Raw genomic sequence first — 15,776 nt, 5'->3', positions numbered from 1 at the left:
CCCATGATGGACGCCTTCGAACTTCCCCTAACGCTGGTCCAGTCCCTTCAACGTCGCGCCGTGCAGACGCCGGACCAGGTCGCTCTGCGCTTCCTCGCTGAGTCGGCCGAGCACAGCGTTGTGCTCAGTTACCGCGACCTGGACCTGCGCGCCCGCACCATCGCCGCAGCCTTGCAAGCCAATGCGGACCTGGGCGACCGTGCGGTGCTGTTGTTCCCCAGCGGCCCGGATTACGTCGCGGCGTTCTTTGGTTGCCTGTACGCCGGCGTCATTGCGGTGCCGGCTTACCCGCCGGAGTCGACCCGTCGCCACCATCAGGAACGCCTGCTCTCGATCATCAGCGATGCCGAGCCGCGCCTGCTGCTGACCATCGCCAGCCTCGCCGATGGCCTGGCACAGATCGAAAACGCGCCAATGGTATTGAGCGTCGATACCTTGCAGAGTGCCGGCACTTGGATCGCCCCCGACCTGCACCCCGACGACATCGCGTTCCTGCAATACACCTCCGGCTCCACCGCATTGCCCAAGGGCGTGCAAGTCAGCCATGGCAACCTGGTGGCCAACGAAGTGCTGATCCGTCGCGGCTTTGGCATCGACCTCAACCCGGATGACGTGATCGTCAGCTGGCTGCCGCTGTACCACGACATGGGCCTGATCGGCGGCCTCCTGCAACCGATCTTCAGCGGCGTGCCCTGCGTGTTGATGTCGCCGGCGTACTTCCTCGGTCGGCCATTGCGCTGGCTGGAAGCGATCAGTGAATACGGCGGCACTATCAGCGGCGGCCCGGATTTCGCCTACCGCCTGTGCAGCGAGCGGGTCAGCGAGTCGGCATTGGAACGCCTGGACTTGCGCCAGTGGCGCGTGGCCTATTCCGGTTCCGAACCGATCCGCCTCGACACCCTGGAACGTTTCGCCGAGAAGTTCGCGGCCTGCGGTTTTACCCCGAATAATTTCTTCGCGTCCTACGGCCTGGCCGAAGCGACCCTGTTTGTCGCGGGTGGCATTCGCGGCCATGGCATCCCCGCGCTGCGCGTCGACGAGCAGGCATTGGCTGCCAACCGTGCCGAGCCGGGGCAGGGCAGTGCGATCATGAGTTGCGGCACCAGCCAACCCGAACACGCGGTGCTGATCGCCGACCCGCACACCCTTACCGAACTGGCCGAGAATAACGTCGGTGAGCTCTGGGCCACCGGCCCGAGCATCGCCCACGGCTACTGGCGCAATCCCGTGGCCACCGCCACTGCCTTCGTGCAACACGCCGGCCGTACCTGGTTGCGTACCGGCGACCTGGGTTTTATCCGCGAAGGCGAGGTGTACATCACCGGCCGCCTGAAAGACTTGCTGATCGTGCGCGGCCATAACCTGTACCCGCAGGACATCGAACAGACCATCGAGCGCGAAGTGGAAGTCGTACGCAAAGGCCGGGTCGCGGCATTTGCAGTGAATGACCAAGGCCTGGAAGGCATCGGCATTGCCGCCGAAATCAGCCGCAGCGTGCAGAAAATCCTGCCGTCCGACGCGCTGATCAAGGCGATCCGCCAAGCCGTCGCCGAGGCGTATCAGGAGGCGCCGAGCGTGGTGGTGCTGCTCAACCCGGGTGCCTTGCCGAAGACCTCCAGCGGCAAGGTGCAACGTGCGGCGTGTGCGCTGCGGTATGTCGATGGCAGCCTCGACAGCTATGCGCAGTTTCCTGATCTGCACGTGCAGGTCAGCGAGGCAGCGTTGGACTCCGAACTGCAAAACCAGATCGCCGCGATCTGGTGCGAACAACTGCACGTCGCGACGGTCGCGGCCGATGACCATTTCTTCCTGCTCGGCGGCAACTCCATCACCGCCACCCAGGTGGTCGCGCGCCTGCGTGAAACACTGGGCCTGGAGCTGAACCTGCGCATGCTGTTCGAAGCGCCAACCCTGGAAGGCTTTGCCGCCAACGTTGCGCAGTTGCAACAGGATGGCGGCGTTGCCCAAGGCGCCATCCAACCCCTGTCACGCCAGGAAGACCTGCCCCAATCCCTTGCACAAAACCGCCTGTGGATCACTTGGCAACTGGACCCGCACAGCAGCGCCTACACCATCCCCGGCGCCCTGCGCCTGCGCGGCGAGCTGGATGAAGACGCCGTGCGCTTGAGCTTCCAGCAACTGGTCCAGCGCCACGAAGCCCTGCGCACCCGCTTCTACGAACGCGACGGCCAGGCCTTCCAGCGCATCGATGCCAAAGCGGATTTCGAGTTGCAAGTCATCGACCTCAGCGACCGGCCCGTGGCCGAGCGCGACACCCGCGCGCAACGGATTCGCGAAGACGAAGCGCGCACCCAGTTCGACCTGGAAAAAGGCCCGCTGCTGTGGGTGACCCTGGTACGCCTGGACGATGCAGATCACCAGTTGCTGGTGACGCTGCACCACATCATCGCGGATGGCTGGTCGCTGAATATCCTCATCGACGAATTTTCACGCCTGTACGCCGCCGCAACCCAGGGCGAAACCCTTGAGCTGCCGCCGCTGGCCCTGCAATACGCCGACTACGGCCGCTGGCAGCGCCAGTGGCTGGCCGAAGGCGAAGGTCAGCGCCAATTGGCGTATTGGAAAGCGCAACTCGGTGAAGAACATCCAACCTTGAGCCTGGCTACTGACCACCCGCGCTCGGCGCAACACCGGAACAGCGCTTCGCGTCATACAGTACGAACTAGCGTGCACCTCAGCGAGGCGATTCGCCAGACCGCCCAGGCCAACCAATCCACCCCGTTCATGGTGTTACTGGCAGCATTCCAGAGCCTGCTCTACCGCTACAGCGGTCAGCGTGACATCCGCATCGGCGTGCCCAACGCCAACCGTCCGCGCCAGGAAACCCAAGGCCTGGTCGGCTTTTTCATCAACACGCAGGTCATGCGTGCCGAGCTGGACGCTTGTTTGCCGTTCAACGAACTGTTGGCCGCGACTCGCCAAGCTGCGTTGAGCGCCCAGGCCCATCAGGACCTGCCGTTCGAACAACTGCTGGAAGCCTTCCCGCAAGCGCGCGGGCAGGGTCTGTTCCAGGTCATGTTCAACCACCAGCAACGCGACCTCAGCGCCTTGCGCCGTCTGCCGGGCATGCTCGCCGACGAGCTGCCATGGCACAGCCGCGAAGCCAAGTTCGACCTGCAACTGCACAGCGAAGAAGACCGTAACGGGCGCCTGAGCCTGTCGTTCGACTACGCCGACGAAGTGTTTGACAGCGCGACCATCCAGCGCCTGGCCGAGCACTTCATCAACCTGTTGCAAGCCGCGTGTGACCAGCCGCAGCAAGCCATCGGCGACCTCAAGCTGATGCCGGAAGACGAGCAGCAACCGTGGAGTGAAACGCCGTGCGCGCCCGCCCAGCAATGGCTGCCGGAGCTGCTCAACAGACACACCTCGGACAGCACCGCGCTGGTCTGGCAGGGCAGCAGCCTGACCTTCGCCCAATTGCACACTCAGGCCAATCGCCTGGCTCACTACCTGCGTGACAAGGGTGTCGGCCCGGACGTGTGCGTGGCGATCGCCGCCGAGCGTTCGCCGCAACTGCTGATCGGCCTGCTGGCGATCATCAAGGCCGGCGGCGCCTATGTGCCGCTGGACCCGGATTACCCCGCCGAGCGCCTGGCCTACATGCTGGAGGACAGCGGCGTGCATCTGCTGCTGACCCAGACCACGTTGCTGGACCACGTGCCAGTTGCCTGCGGCGTCTGCGTGATTGCAATGGACAGCCTGCACCTCGACAGCTGGCCGACCCAGCCGCCTGGCCTGCACCTGCACGGCGATAACCTCGCCTACGTGATCTACACCTCTGGCTCCACCGGCCAGCCCAAAGGCGTGGGCAATACCCATGCGGCCCTGGCCGAACGCTTGCAGTGGATGCAGGCCACCTATCAACTGAATGACACCGATGTGCTGATGCAAAAGGCACCGATCAGTTTTGACGTGTCGGTGTGGGAATGCTTCTGGCCGCTGATCACCGGTTGCCGCCTGGTGCTGGCCGGCCCTGGCGAGCATCGCGACCCGCACCGTATCGCGCAGTTGGTGCGGGAACACGGCGTGACCACGTTGCACTTTGTGCCGCCGCTGCTGCAGCTGTTTATCGACGAACCGCTGGCCGCCGAATGCACCAGCCTGCGTCGCCTGTTCTCCGGTGGCGAAGCCTTGCCCGCCGAGCTGCGCAACCGCGTCCTGGCGCAGCTACCGGCGGTGCAATTGCACAACCGTTATGGCCCCACCGAAACCGCGATCAACGTGACCCACTGGCACTGCCGCGCGGAGGACGGCGAGCGCTCGCCGATTGGCCGCCCGCTGGGCAATGTGATTTGCCGCGTGCTGGACGATCAGCTCAACCCCGTGCCGCTGGGTGTGCCGGGTGAACTGTGCATCGGCGGTATCGGCCTGGCCCGGGGTTACCTGGGGCGCGCCGGGTTGACGGCTGAGCGTTTTGTCGCCGACCACTCGGGGGCGCGCCTTTATCGCACCGGCGACCGCGTCCGTTGGAGCGCCGAGGGTGTGCTTGAGTACCTGGGCCGTCTCGACCAGCAGGTCAAGCTGCGCGGTTTCCGCGTGGAGCCGGAAGAAATCGAAGCGCGCATGCTGGCCCTGAACGGCATCGCCCAAGCCGTGGTGCTGGTGCGTGACACGCAGTTGATCGGCTACTACACCGCCCATGTCGCGCTGGACGAACAGCAGGTGAAAACCGCCCTGGCCGCCGAGCTGCCGGAGTACATGGTGCCCGCGCTGTTGATGCGCCTCGACGCCATGCCCCTGAGCCCCAGCGGCAAGCTGGACCGTCGCGCGTTGCCGGAGCCGGTGTGGCAAACCCGTGAGCACATTGAACCCGAAACCCCCTTGCAGCAGCAGATCGCAGCTATCTGGCGCGAAGTCCTCGGACGGCCGAAAATCGGCCTGGGCGATGACTTCTTCGCCCTCGGCGGCCACTCGTTGCTGGCCACGCAAATCATCTCGCGCACCCGCCAGGCGTGTGACGTCGAGTTGCCGTTGCGCACCTTGTTTGAAGCCAGTGAGCTGGGCGCGTTTGCCGAGCAGGTCGGGCTGATCCAGGCGTCGGGCCTACGCAACCAGCAGACGGCTATTGCTAAGGTCGACCGCAGCCAACCGGTGCCGTTGTCCTATTCCCAGCAGCGCATGTGGTTCCTGTGGCAGATGGAGCCAGACAGCCCGGCCTACAACGTCGGCGGCATGGCGCGCTTGCGTGGCGTGCTCGATGTGGGGCGTTTCGAAGCGGCGTTGCAGGCCTTGATCATGCGTCACGAAACTTTGCGCACCACCTTCCCGAGCGTCGACGGCGTGGCCTATCAAAAGGTCTCGCCGCAGACCGGCTTGCGCATGGATTGGCAGGATTTCTCAGGCCAGAACGAAACCGAGCGCCAGCAGCGTCTGCAGCAGTTGGCTGATCATGAAGCGCACACGCCGTTCAACCTGGAAACCGGGCCGTTGCTGCGTGCCTGCCTGGTCAAGGCTGGCGAGCAGGAACACTACCTGGTGCTGACCCTGCATCACATCGTCACCGAAGGCTGGGCCATGGACATCTTTGCCCGTGAACTCAGCGCGTTGTACGAAGCCTTTATCGACGAGCGCGAATCGCCGCTGGCGCCGTTGCCGGTTCAATACCTGGATTACAGCGTGTGGCAGCGTCAGTGGCTGGAGTCCGGCGAGCGTCAGCGCCAACTCGACTACTGGACCGCGCAACTGGGCACTGAACATCCGCTGCTGGAACTGCCCGGCGACCGCCCACGCCCACCGGTGCAAAGCCACCAGGGTGAACTGTATCGCTTCGACCTCAGCGATGACCTGGCCGCCCGCGTGCGTGCCTTCAATGCCGAGCGCGGCCTGACCCTGTTCATGACCATGACCGCCACCCTGGCCGTGTTGCTCTACCGCTACAGCGGCCAGACCGACCTGCGCATCGGCGCCCCCGTCGCCAACCGTATTCGCCCGGAAAGCGAAGGGCTGATCGGCGCGTTCCTCAACACCCAGGTGCTGCGTTGCCAGCTCAATGGGCAGATGAACGTCGCTGAACTGTTTGAGCACGTGCGCCATACGGTGATCGAAGGCCAGTCCCATCAAGACCTGCCGTTCGACCACCTGGTGGAAGCCCTGCAACCACCGCGCAGTGCGGCGTACAACCCGCTGTTCCAGGTGATGTGCAACGTGCAGCGCTGGGAGTTCCAGCAAAGCCGCCAACTGGCCGGCATGACTGTCGAGTACCTGGCCAACGATGCCCGCGCGACCAAGTTCGACCTCAATCTGGAAGTCACCGACCTCGACCATCGCCTGGGTTGCTGCCTGACCTACAGCACCGACCTGTTCGACGAACCGCGTATTGCGCGTATGGCCGGACATTGGCGCAACCTGCTGGAAGCCTTGATCGCCAATCCGCAGCGGCGCCTCAGCGAGTTGCCGTTACTGACGGCCGCCGAACAGCACGCGTTGCAGGACAGCCTGGGCGCCGAAGCAGGCGAGCACCGCCTTGATCAGTGCATTCATCAACTGTTCAGCCAGCAAGCGGCAGCCCGTGGCGATGCACCGGCGCTGACCTTTGCCGGCGTTAGCCTCAGCTATCGTGAGCTCGATGCCCGCGCTAACCGCCTGGCCTGGATGCTGCGCGAGCGTGGCGTCGGCCCGCAGGTGCGCGTCGGCCTGGCGCTGCCGCGTTCCCTGGAAATGGTCATCGGCCTGCTGGCGATCCTCAAGGCCGGAGGCGCCTACGTGCCGTTGGACCCGGAATACCCGCTGGACCGCTTGCACTACATGATCGAAGACAGCGGCATCGGCCTGCTGCTCAGCGATGCGGCGATGTTTGAAGCCCTCGGCGAGTTGCCTGCAACCGTGGCGCGCTGGTGCCTGGAAGATGACGCGCCGCTGCTTGCCAACTACCCGTCCGACGCGTTGCCGTTTATCAGCCTGCCGCAACACCAGGCGTACCTTATCTACACCTCCGGCTCCACCGGCAAGCCCAAGGGCGTGGTGGTGTGCCACGGTGAAATCGCCATGCATTGCACGGCGGTGATCGCGCGTTTCGGCATGCGCGCCGACGACTGTGAACTGCACTTCTATTCGATCAACTTCGACGCCGCCACCGAGCGTTTGCTGGTGCCGCTGCTCAGCGGGGCCCAGGTGGTATTGCGTGCCCAGGGCCAGTGGGACGCGCAAGAAATCTGCGCGCTGATCCGCACCCATCGCATCACTGTCCTGGGCTTCACGCCGAGCTACGGCAGCCAGCTGGCGCAGTGGCTGGCGACCCAGCAGCAGACCTTGCCGGTGCGCATGTGCATCACTGGCGGCGAAGCGCTGACGGGTGAGCATTTGCAGCGCATCCGCGCAGCGTTCCAGCCCGAGATGTTCTTCAACGCCTACGGCCCGACCGAAACCGTAGTGATGCCGCTGGCGAGCCTCGCGCCCGAACAGTTGGAGGAGGGCGCTGCAAGCGTGCCAATCGGCAGCATCATCGGTGACCGCGTGGCCTATATTCTCGACGCCGATCTGGCGTTGGTGCCGCAAGGTGCGACCGGCGAGCTGTACGTCGGCGGCGCCGGTTTGGCCCAGGGGTATCACCAGCGCCCGGGCATGACGGCGGAGCGCTTCGTTGCGGATCCGTTTGCTACGCACGGTGGGCGGCTATACCGCACCGGCGACCTGGTGCGCCAGCGCGCTGATGGCCTGGTGGAGTACCTGGGGCGTATCGACCATCAGGTGAAGATTCGCGGTTTCCGTATTGAACTGGGCGAGATCGAAACCCGTTTGCTGGAGCACGACGGCGTGCGCGAAGCGGTGGTGCTCGCGCTGGATTCGCCAAGCGGCAAACAGTTGGTGGCGTACCTGGTCAGCGACGCAGACCACGGCGCGTTGCGCGACGCGCTCAAGGCCCACCTCAAGGCGCAGCTGCCGGACTACATGGTGCCCGCGCACTTGATCGTGCTGGACAGTATGCCGCTGACCGCCAACGGCAAACTCGACCGCCGTGCCTTGCCGCAACCCGACCCTGAGGCCAATCGCCAACAGTACGTGGCGCCCCGCAATGAGCTGCAAAGCACATTGGCGGCGATCTGGTGCGCAGTGCTGAATGTGCAGCAAGTCGGTCTGGACGATAACTTCTTTGAACTGGGCGGCGACTCGATCCTGTCGATCCAGGTGGTCAGCCGTGCGCGGCAAGCGGGCATTCACTTCAGCCCGCGCGACTTGTTCCAGCACCAGACCGTGCAAACCCTGGCCGCTGTCGCCACGCGCGCTGAGCACATCAGCGTTGAGCAAGGCGTGCTGACGGGCAGCTCGGGCCTGACGCCGATCCAGCACTGGTTCTTCGACACCGAGATCCCGCAGCGTCAGCACTGGAACCAGGCGCTGCTGCTCAAACCGCTGCAACTGCTTGACCCGCACCGCCTTGAGCAAGCGCTGCTGGCGGTACTGGAACACCACGACGCCCTGCGCCTGAGCTTCACCCGACGCGACGCGCAATGGCACGCCGAACACCTCGCCGTACCGCAGGGTGGTGTGTTGATGCAGGCGCAAGTGCGCGACATGGACGCGTGCATTGCGCTGTTCAGCGACACCCAGCGCAGCCTCGACCTGGCACACGGCCCGTTGCTGCGCGCCTTGCTCGTGGAGGGTCCCGAGGGCCAGCAGCGCCTGTTGATCGCTATCCATCACTTGGTGGTGGACGGCGTGTCATGGCGTGTATTGCTCGAAGACTTGCAAAGCGTTTACCGCCAACTGAGCGACGGCCAATCCGTCAGCCTGCCAGCCAAGACCAGTGCGCTACGTGACTGGGCCGCGCGTTTGCAGGCCTACGCCGGCAGCGAATCCCTGCGCGAAGAGCTGAGCGTCTGGCAGCACCAACTGGCCGGCCCGCAGGCCGCACTGCCGGTGGCACGCCCGCAAGGTTTGCTGCGCAACCGCGACGCCGACACCGTCAGCGTGCGCCTGGATGCCGAACACACCCGACAACTGCTGCAACAGGCCCCGAGCACCTACCGCACCCAGGTCAACGACTTGCTGCTGACCGCGTTGGCGCGAGTGTTGTGCCGCTGGAGTGGTCACGCTTCGGCGCTGATCCAGCTGGAAGGCCACGGCCGCGAAACCCTGTTCGATGAGGTCGACCTGACCCGCAGTGTCGGCTGGTTCACCAGTGCCTATCCATTGCGCCTCACCCCGCAAGCCGGGCAGGGCGATTCCATCAAGGCGATCAAGGAACAACTGCGTGCCGTGCCGCATAAAGGCTTGGGTTATGGCGTGCTGCGTTACCTGGCGGATGACCTGTGCAAGCAGACCATGGCCGCACTGCCGAGCGCGCCGATCACGTTCAACTACCTCGGCCAGTTCGACCAGAGCTTTGGCGCTGATGCACTGTTCCACCCGCTGGATGAGTCCGCGGGCCTGGCCCATGATCCGGATGCGCCGTTGCCCAACGAGTTGAGCGTCGACAGCCAGGTGTACGGCGGCGAACTGGTGCTGCGCTGGACTTTCAGCCGTGAGCGCTTTGATCAGCACACCATTCGCGAATTGGCCGATGCGTATCTGGCCGAACTGCACAGCCTGGTCGCGCATTGCCTTGAGGACACCGCCGGCGGCCTCACGCCGTCCGACTTCCCGCTGGCGCACCTGACCCAGTCACAACTCGACAGCTTGCCGGTACCGGCCAGTGCCATCGAAGACGTTTACCCGCTGACCCCGATGCAGGAGGGCCTGCTGCTGCACACCCTGCTGGAGCCGGGCACCGGCCTTTACTACATGCAAGACCGCTACCGCATCAACAGCGCGTTGGACCCGGAGCGTTTTGCCCAGGCCTGGCAAGCGGTGATCGCCCGCCACGAAGCCTTGCGCGCCTCATTCTGCTGGAACGTTGGCGAAGACATGCTGCAAGTGATCCACAAACCGGGCAGTACGCCGGTCGAGTACCTGGACTGGAGCGGCGATCCGGAAAGCGAACAGGAGCCGCGCCTGCAAGCCTTGCTCAAGCATGAGCGCGAAGCTGGTTTCGATCTGCTCAACCAGCCGCCGTTCCACCTGCGCCTGATCCGCGTCGGCGAAGCGCGTTACTGGTTCATGATGAGCAACCACCACATCCTCATCGATGCCTGGTGCCGTTCGTTGCTGATGAATGACTTCTTCGAGATCTACATGGCCCTCGGCGAAGGCCGCGACGCGCAACTGGCCACGCCACCGCGCTACCGCGACTACATCGCCTGGCTGCAACGCCAGAACCTGAATGAGGCACGCCAGTGGTGGCAGCAGAACCTGCAAGGCTTCGAACGCACCACGCCGATCCCGAGCGACCGGCCGTTCCTGCGTGAGCACGCGGGCCACAGCGGCGCCATGGTGGTGGGCGACTGCTACACCCGCCTCGACGCCCGCGACGGTGCGCAACTGCGCGAACTGGCGCAGGCGCATCAACTGACCGTCAATACCTTCGCCCAGGCTGCCTGGGCCCTGGTACTGCGCCGTTTGAGCGGGGATCGTGACGTGCTGTTTGGCGTTACTGTGGCCGGCCGCCCGGTGGAAATGCCAGAGATGCAACGCACCGTTGGCCTGTTCATCAACAGCATCGCGCTGCGGGTGAAACTGCCCGAGGATGACCAGCGTTGCAGCGTGCGCCAGTGGTTGAGCGGCCTGCTCGACAGCAATATGCAGCTGCGCGAGTACGAATACCTGCCGCTGGTGACGATCCAGGAACACAGCGAATTGCCCAAGGGCCAGCCGCTGTTCGACAGCCTGTTCGTGTTCGAAAACGCCCCGGTGGACGTCTCGGTGCTGGACCGCGCGCAAAGCCTGAATGCCACCTCGGATTCCGGCCGTACCCACACCAACTTCCCGCTGACGGCCGTGTGTTATCCGGGCGACGACCTCGGTTTGCATCTGTCCTATGACCAGCGTTACTTCGACGAAACCACCGTGCAAGGCATGCTTGGCGAGTTCAAGCGCCTGCTGCTGGCGCTGGTGCAGGGCTTCCATGGCGACATGGCTGAACTGCCGCTGATTGGCGAGCAGGAGCGCGAGTTCCTGGTGGAGGGCTGCAACCAGAGCGAACACGACTACCCGCTGGAGCGCAGCTACGTCGAGCTGTTCGAAACGCAGGTGGCCGCGCATCCGCAGCGCGTCGCCGCCAGTTGCCTTGGTCAGCAATGGACCTACGACGAGTTGAACCGGCGCAGTAACGGCCTGGGCCACGCGCTGATTGCGGCGGGCGTGGGCGCTGATCAACCGGTGGCGTTGCTGGCCGAGCGTAACCTTGATTTGCTCGGCATGATCATCGGCAGCTTCAAGGCGGGGGCCGGCTACCTGCCGCTGGACCCCGGCCTGCCGCGCCAGCGGCTGAGCCGCATTCTTGACCTGAGCCGCACACCGTTGCTGGTGTGCACCGAGGCCAGTCGCGAGCAGGCCATCGAGTTGCTCGAAGGCTTCGACTGCCAGTTGCTGGTGTGGGAGGAAATCCCTGCGCGTGGCGAAAACCCAGGTGTCTACAGCGCCCCGGACAACCTCGCCTACGTGATCTACACCTCGGGCTCCACCGGCCTGCCCAAAGGCGTGATGGTCGAACAGCGCGGCATGCTCAATAACCAGTTGAGCAAGGTGCCGTACCTGGCCTTGAGCGATGCCGATGTGATTGCGCAAACTGCGTCGCAGAGCTTCGATATTTCCGTGTGGCAATTCCTCGCTGCACCGCTGTTTGGCGCACGGGTGGATATCGTGCCGAATACGATTGCCCATGATCCCCAAGGCTTGCTCGCCCATGTGCAGGCCCAAGGCATCACCGTGCTGGAAAGCGTGCCGTCCCTGATCCAGGGCATGCTGGCCCAGGACCTTATCAGCCTGGACGGCCTGCGCTGGATGCTACCCACCGGGGAAGCCATGCCGCCGGAGCTGGCGCACCAATGGCTGCTGCGTTACCCGCAGATTGGTTTGGTGAACGCCTACGGCCCAGCGGAATGCTCGGACGATGTGGCGTTCTACCGTGTCGACCTGGCGTCTACCCGTGGCACTTACCTGCCGATTGGTACGCCCACCGACAACAACCGTTTGTACCTGTTGGACGGTGCACTGGAGTTGGTGGCCCAAGGCGCTGTGGGCGAGTTGTGCGTCGCCGGTACGGGCGTCGGTCGCGGTTACGTCGGCGACCCGCTGCGCACCGCCACGGTTTTTGTGCCCAACCCCTTCGGCGCACCGGGCGAACGCCTCTACCGCACCGGCGACCTGGCGCGGCGTCGCAGCGATGGCGTGCTGGAATACGTCGGGCGTATCGACCACCAAGTGAAGATTCGCGGCTACCGTATCGAACTGGGCGAAATCGAAGCGCGCCTGCACGAGCAACCGCAAGTGCGCGACGCGGCGGTCGGCGTGCAGGAGAGCGTCAACGGCAAGCATCTGGTTGGCTACCTCGTTGCCGCAGACGAAGCGCTCAACCCAAGCGAACGCCTCGACCGCATCAAGCAACGCCTGCGCGCCGAGTTGCCGGAATACATGGTGCCGCTGCACTGGCTGTGGCTCGACCGCCTGCCGCACAACGCCAACGGCAAACTTGACCGCAACGCCCTGCCGGCCCTGGAGATCGGCCAGTTGCACAGCCAGGACTACCTGGCGCCACGCAACGAACTGGAAACCACCTTGGCCGCGATCTGGGCCGAGGTGCTGAAAGTCGAACGGGTCGGGGTGCAGGACAACTTCTTCGAACTGGGCGGGCATTCGTTGCTGGCGACGCAGATTGCCTCGCGGGTGCAGAAAACCTTGCAGCGGGATGTACCGCTAAGGGCGATGTTCGAGTGCAGCACGGTGGCGGAGTTGGCTGGATATATCGAAGGGCTGGCGGGGAATGAGATCAGTGCGCAGAAGGTGGAGCGGTTGAGTGATTTGATGGCGGAGTTGGAGGGGTTGTGAGGGGGCCGTTTGTCAGAACTGTTAATTCTGACAGTAGGCGAGCGGATGCCAACAGCGCTCACTTAAGGGAGACCCTTGGCTTCAGATCGAGCCAAGGGAACAGCCCCTGGAACAAGGAGTTCTTACCATGGCTAAGAAAGTCCCGGCGTCGAACGCACCCTCTAACGTTATCAGAGCGCCAACACCCAAGCGGCCAAAACCCAAAGCTCTTGAAGTAGACAGTCCGTTAGTTTCCAGTGAGCAGAACGGAACGGTTGCGACCTCTCGCATGGTGGGTTCATACCTGACATTTGATTCACGAATGGACAAGGATGAACCCATTATCGCCAGCTTCCGCACCAAGGAAACACCTGGGCTGGCGTTCGAGGATATTGTGTATTCAGGCGGTGAGTCTGGCGCCGACGAAACTGAAATTCCACTGCGTTACATGACGGCGGCAATGGGGAAAACGCTCGTCATTTCGTATACCGGGAAAGTGCAAGGGCAGGTAGCCGCTTCTTTGAACAAAGAAGTCTTGATCGAGTTTTACCAAGCCAACGAAAGTAAAAAGTACGCACCTTATTTTCTTCACGAAAAAATCTATCAAAACTCACCTGTCATTGACATGCACGATTTCAAAGGGGACGGCATCGTCAAGACGGAGATTCCTTATCTTGCCCAAGTAAATGATAGATTTTACTGCACCCTTGTGACTCAGCAATTCAGTGGAGAGCCCGTTTTCTATACAGTGGCTGATGGATATGCGTTAACAGCTGAGGATATAGCTTCGGGCGAACTCACTCACGCTGTTAGACGTACTTGGCTGGCGCGACAAATACCGCTCTATGAGTCAATGACCCTGCAATGCGCCTACATCACGAGTGGCGAAACGGCCCAGCCTCCAGCTGACGTGACTAATCCTGATGAAGAGACGCGTCTTCCGAGAAATGCCCTTCAAATCCAACATCGCCGCACGGCTGCTTTCATCGGGGATCAAGGCCTTGATCTTCAGCCTGCGCATCTGCGGCAGTCCGCATTTTTCAACGATGACTGGTGCCTTAACCCGGAACTCACCAAGCAGGGAGGGAACGTGGACACTCCCGGCTTGGACACCTATGCAGACGACCAAATCTGTTTTTATGTGAGCGGGCTGGGTTATGCGAGTAAGCCACTTGGATGCGTGACAATTGCAAACGACGGGGACTTGGCAACCATCGAGCTATCGCCCTGTGTCATTGCCTGTTTTTTTAACAAGGCGATGACCCTGACCTACACCGTGCAATTCCCCAACAGCAATGGATCACAACAATCACCTGAGCGAGTGATTAATGTGTCGCTGCCCGACTTTCCTCACGCTGAGGTCGAACAGGCAACGGGCGACGTCGTGGATCTCAATACATTCCCAATGGACGCGATTGGTTTTACGCCTGTCTGGGCCTATGCCGAGTGTGCGAAATGTTGTTGGATGTGGATTACGGGTGAGCGTGAAGACGGCACTGCTTTGCGTTTTGATATTTTGATGGATGCGCCTGTTACAGACGCTTGGAAGGCTAAGGGCGTTGATGCCCCCATCCTCAGGGCTGAGCTGCAAAATCTGGCGGATTGCAGCGAATTCGACCTGCACTTTGCGGCGAGTTTTTGTGATAAGTGTGATGTGGCAAGCGCGCACGCATTCCCTGTTCAAACCTTCAAAATCGAGCAGGAGCCCTTGGTGCTGATCGAACCCTCCGTGAGGGAAGCGGTGCTTGACCAATTGACCGCTTACAACGGGCGCAATGGCGTACAGGTTGAAGTAAATTATGTCGGCAATAACCCCAAGCACACCATCAGCGTCTGCTGGAAAAAGCCTGATGGTACTTGCTGGCCGTTGGCACCCCAATCCGGCAGTGTTTCGGGGCCGGTCATCTTTCCTCTGCCACCGGAAGCCGTGATCGAGAGCATGGGTAAAGTAGTGGAGATCACTTCCATCGTCACCACCGCCTGCAAGGTGCAGACCTCACCGCCTTTGAACTTAAACATCAGTTTGCCTGTGCGACTGGAAACGCCAAACGTGCTGGAGGCGACGCCGCCCAGGACTCAGAATGCCGTTCTGGACCTGAGAACATTTATTGGGAATGCCAGTGCTCTCGAAGATCCGATGTGGTTCTTGCGGGCAGGGCAGAAGTGCTGGCTGCAGGCAGCCGGGACGGATAAAAACGGCAATCCTTACTCGTTCAATGTGTACGCGGCCAGAGCGATTAAGGTGGCAGAGGAAACAGCAGGGGTGGCGAGTCCTGTATTGCGATCCGAGTTGGACAAGTTGAAGGACAAAACCAACCTGACCCTCACCTTCAAAGTCACGCCGGACGGCAGTTCAATTGAGAGCAATGCGGTGGTATGCCCATCGCGGGTACTGGAGTTAATAGCACCACCCGAGATTCGTTATGAAAACTTCACTGGAGTGGCCGACAGACTTATCTTGGCGGGGCAGAGCATTACTACTCCGACGATGGAGATCAACTTCATTTCAGGCCCTGGTCCAGCGGGTATCGCAACGTACTTCGCTACCCCGGGGCTGTTGGAGGGGCCAGCAATCGTATTGTGCAACGGCGCCGACCAAGCGCCATCTCTGCAACTCCTACGCCTGGATTTAGCTTTCGAATGCAGGAGAGTGATGTTCGCTTACACATGGAGTCACCTTCCAACGCAACTCACCTTCTACAGTGCGTCGGGTGTCTACTTGGGGGTGGTGAACCTGAATGGAGCCAATCAGGGGGCTCCGCTCCAGGGCTGGGTGGACTTTAGCGCACCCGGGAGCTCAAAAATCGGGCGTATAGAGATACGCAGTGGGGACTACATGTTTTTTGACTTCTTTACATTCTGGTTGTAGCGACATACGAAAACGCCCATGCAAGTTGCATGGGCGTTTTTTT

Annotated in this window: 2 protein-coding genes; both read left to right on the top strand. The window is 62.3% G+C overall.

Going from position 1 to position 15,776, the window contains the following annotated elements; all coding sequences use genetic code 11:
* Positions 1–3: 3 nt before the first annotated feature.
* Positions 4–12,885 (top strand): non-ribosomal peptide synthetase, encoded by a 12,882-nt coding sequence (locus AACY52_RS07540; RefSeq protein ID WP_339560390.1) that lies wholly within the window; start codon positions 4–6, stop codon positions 12,883–12,885.
* A gap of 127 nt (positions 12,886–13,012) precedes the next feature.
* The gene (locus AACY52_RS07535) at positions 13,013–15,733 is read left to right on the top strand and encodes a hypothetical protein (protein ID WP_339560389.1); all 2,721 of its coding nucleotides are present in this window, start codon (positions 13,013–13,015) and stop codon (positions 15,731–15,733) included.
* Positions 15,734–15,776: the final 43 nt, after the last annotated feature.

The sequence above is a fragment of the Pseudomonas sp. EA_65y_Pfl1_P113 genome (assembly GCF_963970525.1).
GTDB lineage: Bacteria > Pseudomonadota > Gammaproteobacteria > Pseudomonadales > Pseudomonadaceae > Aquipseudomonas > Aquipseudomonas tritici.
Note: the sequence above shows the minus strand (reverse complement) of the source record. Positions and strands in the feature narration are given on the sequence as shown.